The sequence below is a fragment of the Mesorhizobium sp. P2_H9 genome, assembly GCF_056403215.1.
Map to the genome: position 1 here is coordinate 69219 of NZ_JBFUFX010000005.1, position 17443 is coordinate 86661.

Below are 17443 nucleotides of genomic sequence, written 5' to 3' on the forward strand. Positions count from 1 at the left end.
CTAAATGCTGAAATCGATCCGCGCCGCCTTGGCGATGAGCGTTATAACATTATCCGCCTTTGGCGCTTCATCGGCCTTCGCAGCACCGCTGAAAGTGGTCGCCAGCTTCACCGTCATTGCCGATTTCGCCAAGAACGTTGGCGGCGACCGCATCGCTGTCACCACCATCGTCGGGCCGGATGGCGACGCCCATGTCTACGAGCCGAGCCCGGCTGACGCGGTGGCGATGGCGGGAGCCGATCTGGTGCTGGTCAACGGCCTGCATTTCGAAGGCTTTTTGCAGCGCCTGGTCGATGCCAGCGCCACCAAGGCCTCGATCGTCACCTTGACCAAGGGCGTGACGCCGATCGATTTCAAACCCGAATTCGCCGATGCCGATGCAGCCGAAGGAGCCGACACCGGCGGTGGCAAGACGGTCACCGATCCGCATGCCTTTCAGTCGATCGCCAATGCCAAGATCTACGTGAAGAACATCGCCGACGCCTTCTGCGCCGCCGATTCAGCTGGATGCGTCAGCTACCAGACCAATGCCGCCGCCTACACCAAGAAGCTCGATGCGGTCGAAGGCGAAGTGAAGGCGGCGATCGCCTCGATCCCTGAGGAAAAGCGCGTCGTCATCACCTCGCATGACGCTTTTGGCTATTTCGAGCACGCATACGGCCTGACCTTCCTCGCCCCGCAAGGCGTGTCGACCGACTCCGAGCCTTCGGCCGCCGACGTCGCCAAACTGGTCAATCAGGTCAAGCAGGACAAGGCCGCGGCGATCTTCGTCGAGAACATCACCAACCCGCGGCTGATCGAGCAGATCGCCAGCGAAACCGGCATCAAGGTGGGCGGCACGCTCTATTCGGATGCGCTGTCGCAGCCCGATGGCCCGGCCGCGACCTATATCGACATGATGCACAACAACATCGCCCAGATCAAAGGCGCGATCCTTGGCAGTTGATTGCCTGGCCATTTCCATTCGGTCGGGCTGGGACAGCCCGGCCGGATTCTACCTGACGGCAGTTGCCGATCCCATCAGGGAGTGGCAAGACTCCCTGCAAATCAGATTGCGAGGACTGCTATGGAATATCGTGAGATCAGCGAGGACTATTCGGTCTCGGGCCAGATCCAGCCCGAAGACGTCGCCGCCATCAAGGAAGCCGGTTTCAAGAGCGTGATCTGCAATCGGCCGGATAACGAGCAGCCAGGCCAGCCTTCGGCCGACACGCTCAAGGCCGCGGTCGAAGCCGCCGGTCTCGCCTTCCGCTACATCCCCGTCATCAGCGGCCAGATCACGGCTGAGAATGTCGAGGATCAGGCCGAAGCGCTCGAGGAACTCGATGGGCCGGTTTTCGCCTACTGCCGCTCCGGCGCGCGCTGCACCAACCTTTATGGGCTGATCCAACAGTCGAAGGGTTAAATCGGCAGCGCGCCGGTTTCTTTCAACGTCTCCAGCACGATCGCCGTCTTCACATGCTGCACGGATTCGTGCGGCAAGAGCACGCCGTTGACGAATTCCGACAGCGACTTCAGGTCGGGTGTCACCACCTTCAGGATGTAGTCCATCTCGCCGGTCAGCGCGTGCGCTTCCTGCACTTCCGGCAGCCGCGCCAGCAGCTCGCCGAAGCGCCGCGCATTGTCGCGGTTGTGGGTGGCCAATGTCACCGAGATGACGTTGACCAGTGAAAAGCCGAGCTTGTCGCGGTCGAGCACCGCCCGGTAGCCCTTGATGTAGCCGTCCTCTTCCAGCCGCTGGCGGCGGCGCGAACATTGCGACGCCGAGAGGTTCACCCGCTCCGACAGATCGTTGTTGGTCAGCCGCGCATCGCCCTGTAGAAGCGCCATTATCTTGCGGTCGAACTGATCGATACGCGTCTCATCCATGATCTTTATCCAATACATGCACGACTTGCGCATGATCTGATCATTTCAAGCGTTTGAATGCAAGCATCGTGCGAGCGATCCGCGCTATGATTGCGCAAATGTGGCCCGATGCGGCCGCCGCCAGCTTTGGAGCACTGCCATGGGTCCCTTCCCGCACGACGCACCACCCGCAAAGATCAGCGCCGCCAACCCGGCCGGCACTGACGGTTTTGAATTCGTCGAGTTCGCGCATCCGGAGCCGGAAAAGCTCGCCGAACTGTTCACCCGCATGGGCTATGTCGCGGTGGCCAAGCACCGCAGCAAGGCCATCACCATCTGGCGTCAGGGCGACATCAACTATGTCGTCAATGCCGAGCCGGGCTCGCATGCAATGAAGTTCGTCGACAAGCACGGGCCTTGCGCGGCCTCGATGGCCTGGCGGGTGGTCGATGCCAAGCAAGCTTTCGACCATGCCGTCGCCAAGGGCGCTGTGCCCTATGAAGGCGCCGACAAGGCGCTCGACGTGCCGGCCATCGTCGGCATTGGTGGCTCGCTGCTCTATTTTGTGGAGACCTACGGCAAGAAGGGCTCGGCCTATGACGCCGAGTTCGACTGGCTGGGCGCGCGCGACCCACGGCCGCAAGGCGTCGGCTTCTATTATCTCGACCACCTCACCCACAATGTCTATCGCGGCCAGATGGACAAATGGTGGGCGTTCTACCGCGAGCTGTTCGGCTTCAAGCAGATCCATTTCTTCGACATTGACGGCAAGATCACCGGCCTGGTCAGCCGCGCCATCACCTCGCCCTGCGGCAAGATCCGCATTCCGCTCAACGAATCAAAGGACGAAACCAGCCAGATCGCCGAATATCTGAAGAAGTACAATGGCGAAGGCATCCAGCACATCGCTGTCGGCACTGACGAGATCTACGCCGCCACCGACCGGCTGGCGACCAACGGGCTGAAGTTCATGCCCGGCCCGCCGGAAACCTACTACGACATGTCCTATGCCAGGGTGAACGGCCATGACGAGCCGGTCGAGCGGATGAAGAAGCACGGCATCCTGATCGACGGCGAAGGCGTGGTCGACGGCGGCATGACCAAGATCCTGCTGCAGATTTTTTCGAAAACCGTGATCGGCCCGATCTTCTTCGAGTTCATCCAGAGGAAGGGCGACGAAGGCTTTGGCGAAGGCAATTTCCGCGCGCTGTTCGAATCGATCGAGCAGGACCAGATCAAGCGCGGCGTGATCAAGGTCGACGGAAAAGCGGCCTAGCGCTCAGATTACCAACGTCGAGCTGCCCCTCACCTGCCTGCCGGCATCCTCTCCCCGTAAACGGGGCGAGGGACGCTGTTGCGACTGCTTTCGCCAAGTGCCACCGTCGGAGAAGATGGCGCCGGCGTTGCGGCCAGCCTTTTTCGCCCCGTTTACGGGGAGAAATGCCCGGCAGGGCAATGAGAGGCGGCGCCGACATTGGGAAGCGGTCGATCACAGTCCCAGACGCTCGACCTCTTCCTTCCTCACCTTCAAATCATAGTCGAGCAGAAACTCATCCAGCTGCGGTGGCGCGACCGAGGTGCCGGACAGCATCGCGTGCACCTGGCCGCGATGATGGATGTCGTGCAGGAAGACATGGGCGAGGATATAGCCGATCTTTTCGGGGATCATGCCGTCCTCGCGCCGGTCGGTGATGACGCGGCGATCGAGGTCGTCCGCCGAAAGCTTCTCGCAAAATGCGATCAGGCGCCGGTCCGCTAAGGCCTGAGCGGCAAACAGCGCCTGCGGTTCATCGAACGGCACGTAGTCGTCATAGGCGGCTGCACCCACGCCGCCCTCCTCCAGGAAATCGAGATAGAGATGATCGACACCCAGGATGTGGTTGAGCGTCGCCTTGATCGACGGAAAGAAGCTGGTGCGTTCGGCTTCGAATTCGCCGGGCTTGAGCTGCAGCACGGTGCGATAGAGCCGGTCGTTCGACCAAAGATTGTTGCCCGCCATGTGGCGCAGATGATCGAGCAGGTTCATGATTTCATCCGGCCGACCGGACCAGATACAAGCCAGCCCACATAAGCACGAATCCGGCGAGAACGATCAGCAAAAGCCTGTTCATGCGCTGGCGCAGCGCCTGTGTTTCCTCATCCCGCGCCACATTCGTGTTGGTGACGGTGTGGAACATCATCGCCTTGCGCGGAAAGCCGCTGCGGTTGGTCAGATCAGGCGAGCGCGCCTCGATGCGGTAGCTCAGCCGGATCGCCTGGATGAAGACCGCCAGTATGGCAAGCGCCCAGACGCCGGCCAGCAGATAGAACGCCTCGCCTGTCATTCACTTATCCCTCGTACTTCTCGACCTTCTGCTCGATGGCGCCGAAGACCGAACTTCCCGCCCTATTCTTCATCTCGATGCGCACCGTGTCGCCAAAGCGCAGGAACGGCGTTTTGGGTTCGCCAGATTCGATGGTTTCGATCATGCGCAATTCGGCAATGCAGGAATAGCCGGCGCCGCCCGCCGAGACCGGCCTGCCCGGCCCGCCGTCGAGCTTGTTGGAGACGGTGCCGGAGCCGATGATGGTGCCGGCAACCAGCGGTCGCGTCCGGGCGGCATGGGCTATCAGCGCCGGGAAATCGAAGGTCATGTCGACGCCGGCATTGGCGCGACCGAACGGCTTGCCGTTGAGATCGGCGAGCAGCGGCAGGTTGACCTTGCCGCCATCCCAGGCGTCGCCGAGTTCATCCGGCGTCACCGCGACCGGCGAAAAGGCCGAGGACGGCTTTGACTGGAAGAAGCCGAACCCTTTCGCCAGTTCCGGCCCGGTGAGCGCGCGCAGCGTGACGTCGTTGACCAGCATGACCAGCCGGATCGAGGCCCTTGCCTCGTCAAGGCTCGCGCCCATCCGCACGTCGTCGACAATGACGGCGACCTCTCCCTCCATGTCGATGCCGAAGGCCTCGTCGGCCATACGGATCGGGTCGCGCGGCGCGATGAAGGAGTCCGAGCCACCTTGATAGATCAGCGGGTCGGTCCAGAAGCTCGCCGGCATCTCAGCCCCGCGCGCTTTTCGCACCAGCTCGACATGGTTCACATAGGCCGAGCCATCCGCCCATTGATAGGCGCGCGGCAGCGGCGAATGGGCGTCATGCTCGTGAAAGCGTGCCGAAGGCACCGCATTGTTCTCTAGGGATTCCGCGATTGTCGCGAGGTGCGGCGAAATCCTGCGCCAGTCGTCGAGCGCGGCCTGCAGCGTGCGCACCAGGAACGAGGCATCGGTGAAGCGCGTCAGGTCGCGCGAGACGACGACGAGCTTTCCGTCGCGCGTCCCGTCCTTCAATGTGGCAAGCTTCATGCGGTTTCCTCTCCTGCTGCGGCTTTGGCGCCGCTTAACTCCACAACAAGGCCGTCGCGGGCAATCGTCAAGTCGCCGGCCCATGTTTTCCTGACAGCGGTGGTCCAATCGGCCTCGCCGATCTCGGCATCGTCGGCCGGGATGAGGTGGTTGAGCACCAGTCTCTTCACGCCGGCACCGCTGGCGACGCGCCCTGCCTGCTCAGCAAAACTGTGGCTGGCGAGCAGATGCTCCTTCAGCCGAGCACCGTTGCCGGTCTTGGCGACGAGCCGCTCGATGCCTTGTTCCAGCATGGCTTCATGGACGAGGATGTCGGCGCCCTTGGCGAAATCGGCGAGTGGCGGGAAGAACGCCGTGTCGGCGGAGAAGACAACGCTTTTGCCCGCATGGTCGAAGCGCAGCGCAAAACAGTCGGTCACTGGCGGATGGTCGACGCGCAGCGCCGAAACCTTCAGGCCGCCCTCCTCGATTACCTTGCCTTCGCCGAATTCGACGACCGAAACCACGTCCCTGATATCAGGCCGGCCTTCGTCGGCGATGCGGATGTCGATGTCGAACGCCATGGATTGCTTGAAGTGCTGCCAGTAGAGCCGGGTGCCGGGTGGCCCGAACACCGTCACCGGCGTCGCCAGCCCCGCCGTCCAGGCGGTGTGGATCAAGGCCCCAAGTTCCAGCATATGGTCGGAATGCAGATGGGTGATGAAGATCAGGTCGAGCGCCTTCAGGCTGATACCGGCATCGGCCAGCCCGCGCGTCACGCCAAGTCCGCAATCGACCACGATGCTGCGGCCGCCGAATTCCAGCAGCGATGAACTCGGCCACGGCCCACCCGGCCGGATCGCCGGGCCGCCCTTCGAGCCGAGAAGCACCAGCCGATCGCGCCCCAGATCAGCGCTCAAGACCAGTCGCCCTCGGGCGTGCCATTGAAACGCTTCTTCAGATCGGCCCAGCAGTCGATGTAATTGTCCTGCCGGGTTTCCAGTTCGGCGCCGTAGCGGGTCAGCATCTGCGGGTAGCGGGTCTCGAACATGAAGGCCATGGTGTTGTCGAGCTTGACCGGTTTCAGGTCGACTTTCGAGGCCTTTTCGAAGCCTGAGGCATCAGGTCCGTGGGCCAGCATCAGATTGTGCAGGCTGATGCCGCCGGGAACGAAGCCTTCCTCCTTGGCATCGTACTGGCCTTGGATCAGGCCCATGAACTCGCTCATGATGTTGCGGTGGTACCAGGGCGGCCGGAACGTGTCCTCGGCCACCAGCCAGCGCGGCGGGAAGATGACGAAGTCGATGTTGGCGGTGCCCTCCTCGCCGCTCGGCGCGGTCAGCACGGTGAAGATCGACGGATCGGGATGGTCGAACAGCAGCGCACCGACCGGCGAAAAGGTCGCCAGATCATATTTGTAAGGGGCATAGTTGCCGTGCCAGGCCACGACGTCGAGCGGCGAATGGCCGATCTCGGTGACATGGAAATTGCCGCACCATTTCACCGTCAGCCGGCACGGCGTTTCCTTCTCCTCGAACCAGGCGCAAGGGGTCTTGAAATCGCGTGGGTTGGCGAGGCAATTGGCGCCGATCGGGCCGCGATCCGGCATGGTAAGCTTGGCACCATAATTCTCACAGACATAGCCGCGCACTTCGGCATCGACGAGCTCCACTTTGAACACCAGCCCGCGCGGCAGCACGGCGATCTCGCCGGGCCGCAGCTCGATGACACCCATTTCGGTGACGAAGCGCAAAGCGCCGACCTGCGGCACGACCAGCAATTCGCCATCGGCGTTGAAGAAATGGTCGTCGACCATCGATTTATTGGCGACATAGACATGCGCCGCCATGCCGCTCTGCCCGAGCACGTCGCCGGCGGTGGTGATCGAGCGCATGCCGGCGATGAAATCGGTCGGCTCCTTCGGCATCGGCACCGGGTTCCAGCGGTACTGGCCGAGCGCCAACTCGTGGTCGCCGACATTTGGGGCGGTTTTCCACAGTGGATAGTTGGCTGCCTTGAAGCGGCCGGTGTGCTTCACGCTTGGCCGGATGCGGTAAAGCCAGGAGCGCTCATTGGTGCCGCGCGGCGCGGTGAAGGGCGAGCCGGAAAGCTGTTCGGCATAGAGGCCATAGGCCGGCCGCTGCGGCGAGTTTCGCCCCTGCGGCAGCGAACCCGGCAGCGTTGCGGTTTCGAAATCGTTGCCGAAGCCCGGCATGTAGGAAAAGGCCATGGTATCCTCCCGGATTGACCAAACTGGTTTCATTTGTAACCATCGAAAATGTAACTATCAACGGCGAATGCCGCATTGGTGCGCAGATGGAAATCCTCGAGCTCGAAAGCTTCCTGCCCTACCGGCTTTATCGGCTTGCCGATGCCGTCAGCCGAGAATTCTCCAGGGTCTACAGCGACCGTTTGGGGTTGACTCGCCCGGAATGGCGCACGCTTTCAGGGTTGGGACAGCGCGGCACCATGACGGCGACAGCGCTTGGCGAACAATCGGCGATGCACAAGACCAAGGTGTCGCGCGCGGTGGCCGAACTCGAGCGGCGGCGCTGGCTGACCAGAACGCCTGATGAGAGCGACCGCCGCGTCGAACATCTGACGCTGACCAAGGCGGGACTGGCCGCCTATCGCGAGATGGTGCCGCTGGCGAAGGCGTTCGAAAGGGAGCTGCTGGCGAGGCTGAGCGCGGAGGAGCGGACAGCGATTGTCAGCGGTGTGGCGGCGCTGGAGGCAAAACTCACGCTGGGTTGAAATCCTCACATTGGTTGACCGTCGCAGAAATCAAATCGCTATTGCGGCAGGCAACGCCCCTAAACCGTAATGGGCGCGTTCGGCTTCAATGAAGCCTCTAGCACGGCTTCGAAATGCTATCGGATCATCGATGTAGCCTAAGAGAAGCTGCGCCTGCGAAGCCGCATGTCTCTGAGCGCTTTCAAACAGCCGCCTTGCCGTTTCAAAATCACCAGCCAAACCGGCCGCCACCCCGGCGTGGAAGGCCGCCCACTCGCCGTAGGCACCTGGCTGCAATTCATTCACGAGGACTGTCGCTGTCGCCTGCACGGAAGGGAACATCGATCGGTGAACCTGGTCAATTTCGACTGCCTTCCTGGCCATTTGACCGACCAGGAGCACAAACTGTGCGGAGTTCTGGAACTCAACGAACCCTCCGACGCGTTCAAAGCGATCGAAGGTCAGCGTTTGCGGAAGCGAACCCCAAAGCCAGTGGACAGCCACGTTCAGGTAAGTGCCTTTGGACCAAGAACTGGGCTGAAATTCAACCACACTTAGCCAGAAGCCACGATCGGCAATCCAGACGCGTGACTGCCCTTTGCGTCGAAATCCGGCGAGCTGCAATGCGATCTTTGCCTGCGAGGCAATGATACGTCCGTGCTCGTTATCCGCCATTTTGGGACTCGCATAAAGGTAGCAACCTCGGCGCTCACCAATCCATCACCACCTTGCCCGAACTGCCGCTACGCATCGCGTCAAAACCCGTCTGGAAATCGTCAATGCCGATGCGGTGGGTGATCAGTCCAGTCACGTCGAGCGGACCCTGCACGAGGGCGATCATCTTGTACCAGGTCTCGAACATCTCTCGCCCGTAAATGCCCTTCAGATGCAGCATCTTGAAGATGACCTTGTTCCAGTCGATCTCGAAGCCGGTCGGCGCGATGCCCAGAATGGCGATCTTGCCGCCATTGTTCATGGTGTCGATCATATCGCGGAAGGCGGGGGCGGCGCCCGACATCTCCAGGCCGACGTCAAACCCCTCGGTCATGCCGAGCGCCGGCATCACGTCGCGCAACCTTTCTTTGGAGGCGTCGACGACATGCTGGACGCCGAGCTTCCTGGCCAGCGCCAGCCGCACCGGGTTGATGTCGGTGATGACCACCTTTCTAGCGCCGACGCACTGCGCCACCAGCGCGCCCATGATGCCGATCGGCCCGGCGCCGGTGACCAGCACGTCCTCGCCGACCAGATCAAAGGACAGAGCGGTGTGGACGGCGTTGCCCAGGGGATCGAAGATCGCGGCGATCTCGTCCGGCACATTGTCGGGGATCGGCACGACATTGTGCTGCGGTATCGCCAGATACTCGCCAAAAGCGCCGGGACGGTTGACGCCGACGCCGAGCGTGTTGCGGCACAGATGCCCCCTGCCCGCCCGGCAATTGCGGCAATGGCCGCAGACGATGTGGCCTTCACCGGAAACGCGCTGGCCGACCTTGTATTCCGTCACCGCCGCGCCGAAGTCGGCGACTGTGCCGACAAATTCGTGGCCGGTGACCATCGGTACCGGCACTGTCTTTTGCGCCCACTGGTCCCAATTGTAGATGTGGACGTCGGTGCCGCAGATCGCAGTCTTCTTGATCTTGATCAGCACGTCGTTGGGGCCGATCTCCGGCACCGGCACCTCTTCCATCCAGATGCCCGGTTCGGCCTTGGCCTTGACCAGCGCCTTCATCATGTTCGACATGCTTTTGTCCCTTGAATCTCTTGATCCGGAATCGCTTTTCGCTTCCGGCCTTTCAGGAAATGACCCCGAGTTCGCGCCCGACGGCAGCAAACGCCTCGACCGCACGGTTGATGTCGGCGCTGGAGTGCGCCGCCGACATCTGTGTGCGAATGCGCGCCTGGCCCTTTGGCACCACCGGGAAGGAAAAACCGATGACGTAGATGCCGCGCTTCAGCATGCGCGCCGCCATCTCTTGCGCCAGCGTCGCGTCACCCAGCATCACAGGGATGATCGGGTGATCGGCGCCGGCAAGCGTAAAGCCGAGCTTACCCATCTGCGACCGGAACTGCTCCGCATTTGCATAAAGCCGTTTGCGCAGACCGTCACCATCCTTGACCAATTCGAACACCTTGATCGAGGCGCCGGCGATCGCCGGCATCAGCGTATTGGAAAACAGATAGGGCCGGGAGCGCTGGCGCAGCCAGTCGACCACCTGCCTCTTGCCCGATGTGTAGCCGCCGGAAGCGCCGCCCAGCGCCTTGCCGAGCGTGCCCGTGATGATGTCGACCCTGCCCTCGACGCCGCAATGTTCGGCCGAGCCGCGGCCGTTTGCGCCGACGAAGCCGACGGCGTGGCTGTCGTCGACCATCACCATCGCCCCGTATTTGTCGGCGAGATCGCACACGCCCTGCAGATTGGCGATGATACCGTCCATGGAAAAGACACCGTCAGTGGCAATCAACCGGAAACGGCAGTCCTTTGCCTCCTTCAGCCGGGCTTCGAGATCCGCCATGTCGTTGTTGGCGTAGCGGAAGCGTTTGGCTTTTGACAGCCGCACGCCATCGATGATCGAAGCGTGGTTCAGCGCATCGGAGATGATCGCGTCCTCTTCGCCGAGCAGCGTTTCGAACAGGCCGCCATTGGCGTCGAAGCAGGAGCCGTAGAGGATGGTGTCGTCCATGCCGAGGAACGAGGAAATCGTCGCTTCGAGCTGCTTGTGCTCTTCCTGCGTGCCGCAGATAAATCGCACCGACGCCATGCCGTAGCCGTAGCGGTCGAGCGCCTGCTTGGCAGCATTGCGCAACTCGGCGCTGTCGGCGAGGCCGAGATAGTTGTTGGCACAGAAGTTCAGCACCTTGTCGCCACCGACCTCGATCTCAGCCGATTGCGTCGAGGTGATCACCCGCTCGGATTTGTAGAGCCCGGCCGATTTCAGCCCGGTGAGCTCGCTGTCGATATGGGAGAGGAATGAAGCGGTCATGATCAAGCCCTATTGAGAGTGCGCAGGACTGTCGCCCCGCAGGTGCGAAAAATCCATCGCAAAAGCGACGGCTTCGGTGGCACGACAAAAGCTCAACCACAACGCGAAGCGACCGCTGGACAGCATGCTGGAGTAGCATAGGGCCAAATGCAGCTGGATCATGAAAGCACATGATAACCATTTCGGCAGCTTTCCTCGGCGGCTTTGCTGGCCAGTGCACCGGCTTCCGGACCTGTTAACCCTTTCACGCCAATGGTCTTCTCGCCAGGAACCTATGGCAGGAATCCGTTGACCGGAGGGTCACCCAGAAATGTCGCAGCAGCCAGTGCATAGCGTCTCGCGCAAGCTGATCATGGTAATCAAGAGCGGCTACTGGCTGGCGCTGATTATCATCGCGGCCATGGTGATGGCCTCTTTCATCCTGTTGCAGCAGATGATGGCGGCGCAACAGCATAATGATACGCTGCTCGACATCGTCAGCACCGAGAAGGCGCTATCGCAGCGCATCGTCTTCCTTGCCAGCGCAACAGGTGCCGCCTCACGCGACAAGCAGCCGGCGCTGGTTAGCGCGCTCAAGCAGGCGACCGTGGAGTTCGAGACGAATTACGATCTGTTGCTCGACCAGACTGGGGCCGATCCGCTGTCGCCGGCACGGCTCGATCCAAAATCGATCGAGAGCGTGCTTTACACCAAGCCGTTTCACCTCGATTATTTCTCGGTCGGGCTTATCGCCAATAGCCAACGGCTGATTTCGTCGTTTGAATCCCAGCTCACCTTGGCTAGCAATGGCGGCTACAAGGGCGGCGACGAGCGCGTTAATCTCGACGCCTCCGTCGCCAACGCGACGCTGTCCGGCTATGCGGCGCTTGGCCAGCGCATCAGCGCCTATGCCGACGAGCGGTCGGAAAAGCTCCTCGATCTCCACCGCACGCTGTTCTACTCCACCATCGGCGTCATCGTGCTGGTGGCGCTGTTCATCTTCCGGCCGATGTCGAAAGCTATTTTGCGCAAGACGCATGAACTGGTCGATGCGCGCAATTCGATGGCCTTCATCGCCGTGCATGACGGGCTGACCGGCCTGCACAACCGCACCTTCCTGACCGATCATTTCGAGACGCTGATCAAGGGCGCGCATCGACGGCGCGAGCGCCTGGCGGTGATCCAGCTCGACCTCGACCGGTTCAAGCAGATCAACGACACGCTCGGCCACGCAGCCGGCGACTATGTGCTGGTCGTCACCGCGCAACGCATGCGAGACGCCTGTCGGGCTTCGGATCTGTGCGCGCGCCTCGGCGGCGACGAGTTCGTGATGATCCTCAACGGCGCCGGCGGCACCGAGGACATCAACATGGTCGCCAGGCGCATCCTGGAGCAGATCAACGAACCGATCACCTTTCAGGGCACGACCATCCTTCCGGGCGCCAGCGCCGGCATAGCCGTCTATCCGATCGACGCCGACAATGCGCAGGATCTGCTCGTCCACGCGGACCTCGCCCTTTATTCGGCCAAGAAGCTCGGCGGTGGCAGCTTCTCTTTCTTCTCCGAGGAATTGCGGCGCGAGCTCGACTATCGCAAGCAGCTCGAGCACGACATCAAAGTCGCCATTTCGGAGAGTGCCTTCCAGGTCTACTTCCAGCCACAGGTTTCGCTCACCGATGGCACGATCAGCGGCATCGAGGCATTGGTGCGCTGGAAGCATACCGAACGCGGCATGATCTCACCCGGCGAATTCATCCCGGTCGCCGAAAAATGCGGCTTCATGCCAGAAATCGGCCGCATCGTCATCGCCAAGGCGATCAACGAGGCCGCAGAATGGGACCGTGCCGGCATCGCTTTCGGGCGTCTTGCCGTCAACGTCTCTGGCACCGAACTGCGTGAGCCCGATTTCGACAGGTTCCTGTTCGACACGCTGGAGAAGGCAGGTCTCGCGCCGCAGAAACTGTCGCTGGAAATCGTCGAATCCGTCATTCTCGACGACGAAAAGACGGGAATCGCGGCGAAGCTCAGGCACATCCGTGCGGCCGGCGTTCACCTCGAACTCGACGATTTCGGCACCGGCTACGCCTCGCTCAGCCACGTCAATCCGAACGAGATCGACCGGCTGAAGATCGATCGCCGTTTCGTCCAGAACATCAACGAAAACGGTGACAACACCAAGATCGTGCGCGCCATCACCGAGCTTGCGCGTGGCCTCGGCATCTCGATCGTCGCCGAGGGCGCCGAAACCGAAGCCGAACTCGATTCGCTGATGGCGATCGGCTGCGACCAGGTGCAGGGCTATTCCATCGCCTTCCCGATGCCGCAGGACAAGGCGCGCGAATGGCTGTTGGCCCGCGCCCCAAAAAAGAAGGCCAAGCTCAAGGTGTTGCAGGGCAGCCTGGCTTAAGGATGGCAGAGCCACGCACGACAGTCACCCGGCGCTAGCGTTCCACATTCGCCCGCAGCGCCGCCAGCACCTCGGCAAACTCAGCCAGCCTCTCCTCCGGCAATCCCGTCCGCAGCCGCTTGTCGAAGACAAGTGCTGCCGCGCGTAGTTTGAGGAACATCGCCTCTCCGGCTGTAGTCAGCTCGACCAGATGAACACGGCGGTTCTCCGGATCGCGGCGCCGCGTCAGCAGGCCCTGCGTCTCCATGGCGTTGAGATGGTGGGTCAGCGTCGCGCCCTGGATGCCGATCATGCCGGCCAACTCGCGCTGGTTGGCCAGTTCCCGGGACTTGACCGAAAGCAGAGTGAGCCAGACCGGCAGCGTGCCGCCGGCCTCGACCAAAGCAGCGTCGAAGGCCTGAGCGACAAGTTTGGCGGTGCGGCCGAGATTCATGCCGACTGGCGGGCGGTCAAAGGGTGTCATGAGCAGACACTAGAGCAATGGATATGCGGATGGAACTGGCTCGGTCAAAAACATTGACATCGAATCATTCGATATCTAAGCTTGTGATCTGCAGCAGGCAAAAGAGGAATGCGATCATGCAATATGTCACTATCGTCGTTCTCGGTCTTCATGTCATGGCCGGCGTGTTCTGGGCCGGCACGACCATCACACTGGCCCGCGACCCAGACATAAGGGCTGAGCGCTTCATCCAACCGCAATTGGGCGCGGCCGGCATGGTTTTCCTGACCGGCGCGCTGCTCTGGTATTTCTTCCATGGCGCCTATTTCGGCTCGATGGAGCGGGTGCTGGCGCTGGGCATCGTCACCGCCTTTGCGGCCGCCGGCGTTCTAAGCGCCCTGGTTCGTCCCGCCACCAGGCAGCTTGCCGGCGCGGATGCGGCGACTGAATCCCACCTGCGCGCGAAGATGGCACGGGGCGAGCGCATTGCCGCCTGGCTGCTGGTCATCACGGTGCTCTGCATGGCCGTCGCCAGAATGTTTTGAGCGTCGCTGCCGCAGTCGCAGCTCACAGGATCGCACGCTGCCGGCGCCACGCTGGCGACGTGCGCGGCGCGCAGACCGGACCGACGTGCCTGATGGCTCTCCGTACGGCGGTTCGGCTGCGCGCCACCAATTCGGACGGCAAAGGATCGTCGCCTCACACGGGGCATTGGCAACGTGCCCTAAATCACCTCGACCGAACCTCCACGCAGATTGACCCGGCGCAATTTCAGGTATGTGCGCAAATTCGGCGCGATACGAAAGCCCTCCAGCTTGGTTTCCTGGAGCGCAGCAGCCCAAGCCATGTTCTCGTATCTGCCGGCATAGGCTTCGGTGGTCGCTGCGAGGCTTTCGCGGTCCAGACGCCTGGCCAGCGCAGCGCAGGCGGCGATTCGCGATCGGAGTGACTGGCCGTATTTGGGAGCAAACGCCAAGCCGCCGTCCGCCAGGTCGTCAAGCTCGTGGGCAAGCACCACGAAAATGAGGTCCTCGTCACCGGCCGGCACACCGTCAGTGATAAGGCGCTCGGGGTCACCCGTCTCGAAATTCATGTCGACCAGGCGCGCGACAAGACCTTCTACGTCGGGACCAATCTTTTGCTTCAGCCATTTGCGATGGGCATCGCTGCGCTTGCCGGATTTGCCGTCTGGAAACTGGCCGCAATCGTAGGCGGCATGAAACATCGCCGCCAGCACCAGATCGATCCTCTTGTCGAAATGCGCGACTGCCGACGCAGCGCCGACCGCATGACAGATGAAAGGCCGCCCCGTCTTGCGGTAGCGGCCGTTGAACATGGCGCAACCGACACGGTAAGCGTTCTGGACGCGGAGGATATCGGCGACCGGGTGCCCAAGCTCGTGCAACTGCATATAAAGCGCGGTGTTGGTCTGGCGCGGCACGAACAGCTCTTCTTTGGTCAAATCGGCCCCCGACTTCGTTTGACTGGCCGTCAACTTCTCGCTGCGGAAGCGATCGGCGTCGGGATTCCTGTACAGACTTTCAGTAGAATTGTGTCTGCTCTTCCCGCCTGGATCAGCCTGATCGCGGAAAGTTACAAATATGACCGGACAAGTCCAGTCCGAGCGGGGTGTTGCCCGTGAGCGGACACTCAGATCCTGATGCCGAACCTGATGCCGTCATAGATCGCGGCGTGAATGTTGCGCGAGGCGACCGCGTCGCCGATGCGGAAAAGCATAAAACCGCCTTGCGCATTGCGCGCCGGAAAAATGTCGCCGCCATTGACCAGCCGCTCGTAGTCGACCGCGCCGGCATTCTTCGACAGCGGCTTCAGCGCCAGATAGAGCTCATCGAGGGGCAGCGTGCCGTGCTCGACCACCACCTGGTCGACCAGTCGCTCGCCGCGCCAGCCATCGGCGAAATCGGAAGCCAGCTCCGCCACCAGTTGGTTGCCCTCGCGCCGCACCGACCTCAGCCTTGTGTTGATGGTGACGGTGACGCCCTTTTCCTGGAATGCGCGCATATAGGGCACATGGTTCATGCCGCCCATTTCCGGCGCAAAGAAACGCTCGGGCGAAACCAGTTCCAGCCTGGCGCCGCTGTTGGCGATCAGCTCGGCCGCGCCCATTCCCTGATGGCCGCCATTGTCGTCATAGAGCAGCACGTTCTCGGCCGGCTTGACGCTGCCGGCCATGATGTCCCAGCTCGACGTGACGAGATTGTCGCCCGCCGCAAGCGGCGGGTTCTGCGGCAAGCCGCCGGTGGCAACCACCACCACGTCGGGCGAAAGCGCCAGCACATCGTCCTTCTCGGCCCAGGTGTCATAGCGGATCTCGACCCCGAGCCGCTCGAGCTCGGCCAGCCGCCAGTCGATGATGCCGATCAGCTCCTTGCGGCGCGGGTTCTGCGTCGCCAGTCGAACCTGGCCACCAGCCTGGCTCGACGCTTCCAGCACCGTCACCTGGTGCCCGCGCTCGGCCGCGACACGCGCCGCCTCCAGCCCGCCGGCACCGGCGCCGACGACGATCACCTTGCGCTTTGGTCCTTCGGTCTTGACGATGATGTGCGGAATCTCGGCCTCGCGCCCGGTCGCGGCATTGTGGATGCAGAGCGCCTCGCCGCCCTCATAGATACGGTCGAGGCAATAGGTGGCGCCGACACAGGGGCGGATCTCGTGCTCGCGGCCTTCCATCACCTTTTTGATGATATGCGGATCGGCGATGTGGGCGCGGGTCATGCCGACCATGTCGAGCTTGCCGGTGGCGATGGCATGGCGTGCGGTGGCGACGTCGGAGATGCGCGCCGCATGGAAGGTCGGGAACTTCGTCGCCGCCCTCACCTCGCCGGCAAAATCGAGATGCGGCGACGAGCGCATGCCGGTCACCGGGATCACCCTGGTCAGTGCTGCATCGGTCTCGATCGAGCCGCGAATGATGTTGAGGAAATCGACCTTGCCGGAGCCGGCCAGCCGCTTGGCGATGCCGACACCCTCCTCTTTCGACAGACCCTTCTCAAAATCCTCGTCGGCGACCATGCGGATGCCGACGACGAATTTGTCGCCGACCGCCGCCCGCACCGCGTCGAGCACCATGTTGGTGAAGCGCAGCCGGTTGTCGAGCGAGCCACCGAAATCATCGTCGCGCTGGTTGGTGGCCGGCGACCAGAAGCCGTCCATCAGATGGCCGTAGGCCTCGAACTCGATACCGTCGAGGCCGGCCGCCTGGCAGCGCTGGGCGGCCGAAGCGTAGTCGGCGACGATACGCTCGATATCCCAATCCTCAATGGTCTTCGGGAAAGCACGATGCGCCGGCTCGCGCACCGGCGACGCCGACAGAACCGGCAGCCAGTCGGCCTTGTTCCAGCCGGTGCGGCGGCCAAGATGGGTGATCTGGATCATCACCTTGCAGTCATGCTCATGGCAGGCGTCGGTGAGCTCGGCGAGCCATGGCACGATCCTGTCGTCATAGACATGCAGATTGCCGAAGGCAGCCGGGCTGTCGCGCGAGACGATGGCCGAACCGGCGGTCATGGTCAGCGCCATGCCGCCTTTGGCTTTTTCGGCGTGGTAGAGCCGGTAGCGCTCTTTCGGCATGCCGTCTTCGGAATAGGCCGGCTCGTGGCTGGTCGACATCACCCGGTTCTTCAGCGTCAGATGTTTGAGCTGATAGGGCTGGAGAAGCGGATCGTTGCTGGCCATCGTCTTCCTGTCGTTTCAAATTGTGCGGAAGCA

Annotated in this window: 18 protein-coding genes; 6 read left to right on the forward strand and 12 right to left on the reverse strand. The window is 62.1% G+C overall.

Annotated elements, in window-relative coordinates; translation table 11 throughout:
- Window positions 1-4: 4 nt before the first annotated feature.
- Both aztC and AC1DXN_RS10545 read left to right on the forward strand, forming a co-directional pair.
- Window positions 5-946 (forward strand): zinc ABC transporter substrate-binding protein AztC, encoded by a 942-nt coding sequence (gene aztC, locus AC1DXN_RS10540; protein ID WP_477242736.1) that lies wholly within the window; start codon window positions 5-7, stop codon window positions 944-946.
- 120 nt (window positions 947-1066) lie between these two features.
- Window positions 1067-1405 carry a protein tyrosine phosphatase family protein gene (locus tag AC1DXN_RS10545; protein WP_477273487.1) on the forward strand — a complete coding sequence of 113 codons (339 nt, stop codon included), beginning with the start codon at window positions 1067-1069 and terminating at the stop codon, window positions 1403-1405.
- Here the strand turns inward: AC1DXN_RS10545 and AC1DXN_RS10550 are convergent.
- A complete protein-coding gene (locus tag AC1DXN_RS10550) occupies window positions 1402-1869 on the reverse strand; it encodes an Lrp/AsnC family transcriptional regulator (RefSeq protein ID WP_477242734.1) in 468 nt (155 codons plus the stop codon). The two genes, AC1DXN_RS10545 and AC1DXN_RS10550, sit on opposite strands and share 4 nt — an antisense overlap.
- A 139-nt stretch (window positions 1870-2008) precedes the next feature.
- Between AC1DXN_RS10550 and hppD the strand changes: the two genes are divergently transcribed.
- Window positions 2009-3124, forward strand: a complete 1116-nt coding sequence (gene hppD, locus AC1DXN_RS10555) for a 4-hydroxyphenylpyruvate dioxygenase (protein ID WP_477273489.1) — start codon at window positions 2009-2011, stop codon at window positions 3122-3124.
- 213 nt (window positions 3125-3337) lie between these two features.
- Here the strand turns inward: hppD and AC1DXN_RS10560 are convergent, their stop codons facing one another.
- From AC1DXN_RS10560 to hmgA, 5 genes are read right to left on the reverse strand one after another with little or no spacing between them, the layout of a single operon-like run.
- Window positions 3338-3874 (reverse strand): DinB family protein, encoded by a 537-nt coding sequence (locus tag AC1DXN_RS10560; RefSeq protein WP_477273491.1) that lies wholly within the window; start codon window positions 3872-3874, stop codon window positions 3338-3340.
- Between the two features lie 4 nt (window positions 3875-3878).
- Entirely contained in the window at window positions 3879-4172 is a 294-nt protein-coding gene (locus AC1DXN_RS10565; protein WP_477242731.1) for a hypothetical protein, read from the reverse strand.
- A gap of 4 nt (window positions 4173-4176) precedes the next feature.
- On the reverse strand, window positions 4177-5190 hold the full coding sequence (locus AC1DXN_RS10570; protein WP_477273493.1) for a fumarylacetoacetate hydrolase family protein: 1014 nt from the start codon (window positions 5188-5190) through the stop codon (window positions 4177-4179).
- Window positions 5187-6089 (reverse strand): MBL fold metallo-hydrolase, encoded by a 903-nt coding sequence (locus AC1DXN_RS10575; RefSeq protein ID WP_477273495.1) that lies wholly within the window; start codon window positions 6087-6089, stop codon window positions 5187-5189. The genes AC1DXN_RS10570 and AC1DXN_RS10575 overlap by 4 nt, the downstream gene beginning before the upstream one ends.
- Complete coding sequence (gene hmgA, locus AC1DXN_RS10580) at window positions 6086-7399, reverse strand: homogentisate 1,2-dioxygenase (RefSeq protein ID WP_477273497.1); 1314 nt, start codon at window positions 7397-7399, stop codon at window positions 6086-6088. Before hmgA ends, AC1DXN_RS10575 begins: the two co-directional genes overlap by 4 nt.
- An 86-nt stretch (window positions 7400-7485) precedes the next feature.
- Here hmgA and AC1DXN_RS10585 point away from each other — a divergent pair, with 86 nt between their 5' ends.
- Window positions 7486-7923: a MarR family winged helix-turn-helix transcriptional regulator gene (locus AC1DXN_RS10585; RefSeq protein WP_477273499.1), complete on the forward strand. Its 438-nt coding sequence runs from the start codon at window positions 7486-7488 to the stop codon at window positions 7921-7923.
- 30 nt (window positions 7924-7953) lie between these two features.
- Here AC1DXN_RS10585 and AC1DXN_RS10590 read toward each other — a convergent pair whose 3' ends face one another.
- From AC1DXN_RS10590 to AC1DXN_RS10600, 3 genes are read right to left on the reverse strand one after another with little or no spacing between them, the layout of a single operon-like run.
- Window positions 7954-8577, reverse strand: coding sequence for a hypothetical protein (locus tag AC1DXN_RS10590; protein WP_477273501.1), 624 nt, complete (start codon window positions 8575-8577; stop codon window positions 7954-7956).
- Between the two features lie 34 nt (window positions 8578-8611).
- Window positions 8612-9646: an L-threonine 3-dehydrogenase gene (gene tdh, locus AC1DXN_RS10595; RefSeq protein ID WP_477273503.1), complete on the reverse strand. Its 1035-nt coding sequence runs from the start codon at window positions 9644-9646 to the stop codon at window positions 8612-8614.
- 52 nt (window positions 9647-9698) lie between these two features.
- On the reverse strand, window positions 9699-10886 hold the full coding sequence (locus tag AC1DXN_RS10600; RefSeq protein WP_477242725.1) for a glycine C-acetyltransferase: 1188 nt from the start codon (window positions 10884-10886) through the stop codon (window positions 9699-9701).
- Window positions 10887-11196: 310 nt separating this feature from the next.
- Here AC1DXN_RS10600 and AC1DXN_RS10605 point away from each other — a divergent pair, with 310 nt between their 5' ends.
- A complete protein-coding gene (locus AC1DXN_RS10605; protein ID WP_477273505.1) occupies window positions 11197-13272 on the forward strand; it encodes a putative bifunctional diguanylate cyclase/phosphodiesterase in 2076 nt (691 codons plus the stop codon).
- A 34-nt stretch (window positions 13273-13306) separates the two neighbouring features.
- Here the strand turns inward: AC1DXN_RS10605 and AC1DXN_RS10610 are convergent, their stop codons facing one another.
- Window positions 13307-13735 carry a MarR family winged helix-turn-helix transcriptional regulator gene (locus AC1DXN_RS10610; RefSeq protein WP_477242723.1) on the reverse strand — a complete coding sequence of 143 codons (429 nt, stop codon included), beginning with the start codon at window positions 13733-13735 and terminating at the stop codon, window positions 13307-13309.
- Between the two features lie 116 nt (window positions 13736-13851).
- Between AC1DXN_RS10610 and AC1DXN_RS10615 the strand changes: the two genes are divergently transcribed.
- A complete protein-coding gene (locus AC1DXN_RS10615) occupies window positions 13852-14259 on the forward strand; it encodes a hypothetical protein (protein WP_477273507.1) in 408 nt (135 codons plus the stop codon).
- 179 nt (window positions 14260-14438) lie between these two features.
- On the opposite strand, the gene AC1DXN_RS10620 is transcribed toward AC1DXN_RS10615, so the two are convergent.
- Together AC1DXN_RS10620 and AC1DXN_RS10625 are read right to left on the reverse strand one after the other, a co-directional pair.
- On the reverse strand, window positions 14439-15176 hold the full coding sequence (locus tag AC1DXN_RS10620; protein ID WP_477273509.1) for a hypothetical protein: 738 nt from the start codon (window positions 15174-15176) through the stop codon (window positions 14439-14441).
- A 188-nt stretch (window positions 15177-15364) separates the two neighbouring features.
- Window positions 15365-17410 carry an oxidoreductase gene (locus AC1DXN_RS10625; RefSeq protein ID WP_477273510.1) on the reverse strand — a complete coding sequence of 682 codons (2046 nt, stop codon included), beginning with the start codon at window positions 17408-17410 and terminating at the stop codon, window positions 15365-15367.
- Window positions 17411-17443 lie beyond the last annotated feature (33 nt).

Excerpts from the sequence above, each read along its gene's own strand:
- AC1DXN_RS10610 (WP_477242723.1), bottom strand. The coding sequence starts at position 13,735 with ATGACACCCTTTGACCGCCCGCCAGTCGGCATGAATCTCGGCCGCACC.
- tdh (WP_477273503.1), bottom strand. The coding sequence starts at position 9,646 with ATGTCGAACATGATGAAGGCGCTGGTCAAGGCCAAGGCCGAACCGGGC.
- aztC (WP_477242736.1), top strand. The coding sequence starts at position 5 with ATGCTGAAATCGATCCGCGCCGCCTTGGCGATGAGCGTTATAACATTA.
- AC1DXN_RS10615 (WP_477273507.1), top strand. The coding sequence starts at position 13,852 with ATGCAATATGTCACTATCGTCGTTCTCGGTCTTCATGTCATGGCCGGC.
- AC1DXN_RS10565 (WP_477242731.1), bottom strand. The coding sequence starts at position 4,172 with ATGACAGGCGAGGCGTTCTATCTGCTGGCCGGCGTCTGGGCGCTTGCC.
- AC1DXN_RS10560 (WP_477273491.1), bottom strand. The coding sequence starts at position 3,874 with ATGAACCTGCTCGATCATCTGCGCCACATGGCGGGCAACAATCTTTGG.
- AC1DXN_RS10550 (WP_477242734.1), bottom strand. The coding sequence starts at position 1,869 with ATGGATGAGACGCGTATCGATCAGTTCGACCGCAAGATAATGGCGCTT.
- AC1DXN_RS10605 (WP_477273505.1), top strand. The coding sequence starts at position 11,197 with ATGTCGCAGCAGCCAGTGCATAGCGTCTCGCGCAAGCTGATCATGGTA.
- AC1DXN_RS10590 (WP_477273501.1), bottom strand. The coding sequence starts at position 8,577 with ATGGCGGATAACGAGCACGGACGTATCATTGCCTCGCAGGCAAAGATC.
- AC1DXN_RS10545 (WP_477273487.1), top strand. The coding sequence starts at position 1,067 with ATGGAATATCGTGAGATCAGCGAGGACTATTCGGTCTCGGGCCAGATC.
- hppD (WP_477273489.1), top strand. The coding sequence starts at position 2,009 with ATGGGTCCCTTCCCGCACGACGCACCACCCGCAAAGATCAGCGCCGCC.
- hmgA (WP_477273497.1), bottom strand. The coding sequence starts at position 7,399 with ATGGCCTTTTCCTACATGCCGGGCTTCGGCAACGATTTCGAAACCGCA.
- AC1DXN_RS10600 (WP_477242725.1), bottom strand. The coding sequence starts at position 10,886 with ATGACCGCTTCATTCCTCTCCCATATCGACAGCGAGCTCACCGGGCTG.
- AC1DXN_RS10625 (WP_477273510.1), bottom strand. The coding sequence starts at position 17,410 with ATGGCCAGCAACGATCCGCTTCTCCAGCCCTATCAGCTCAAACATCTG.
- AC1DXN_RS10570 (WP_477273493.1), bottom strand. The coding sequence starts at position 5,190 with ATGAAGCTTGCCACATTGAAGGACGGGACGCGCGACGGAAAGCTCGTC.
- AC1DXN_RS10585 (WP_477273499.1), top strand. The coding sequence starts at position 7,486 with ATGGAAATCCTCGAGCTCGAAAGCTTCCTGCCCTACCGGCTTTATCGG.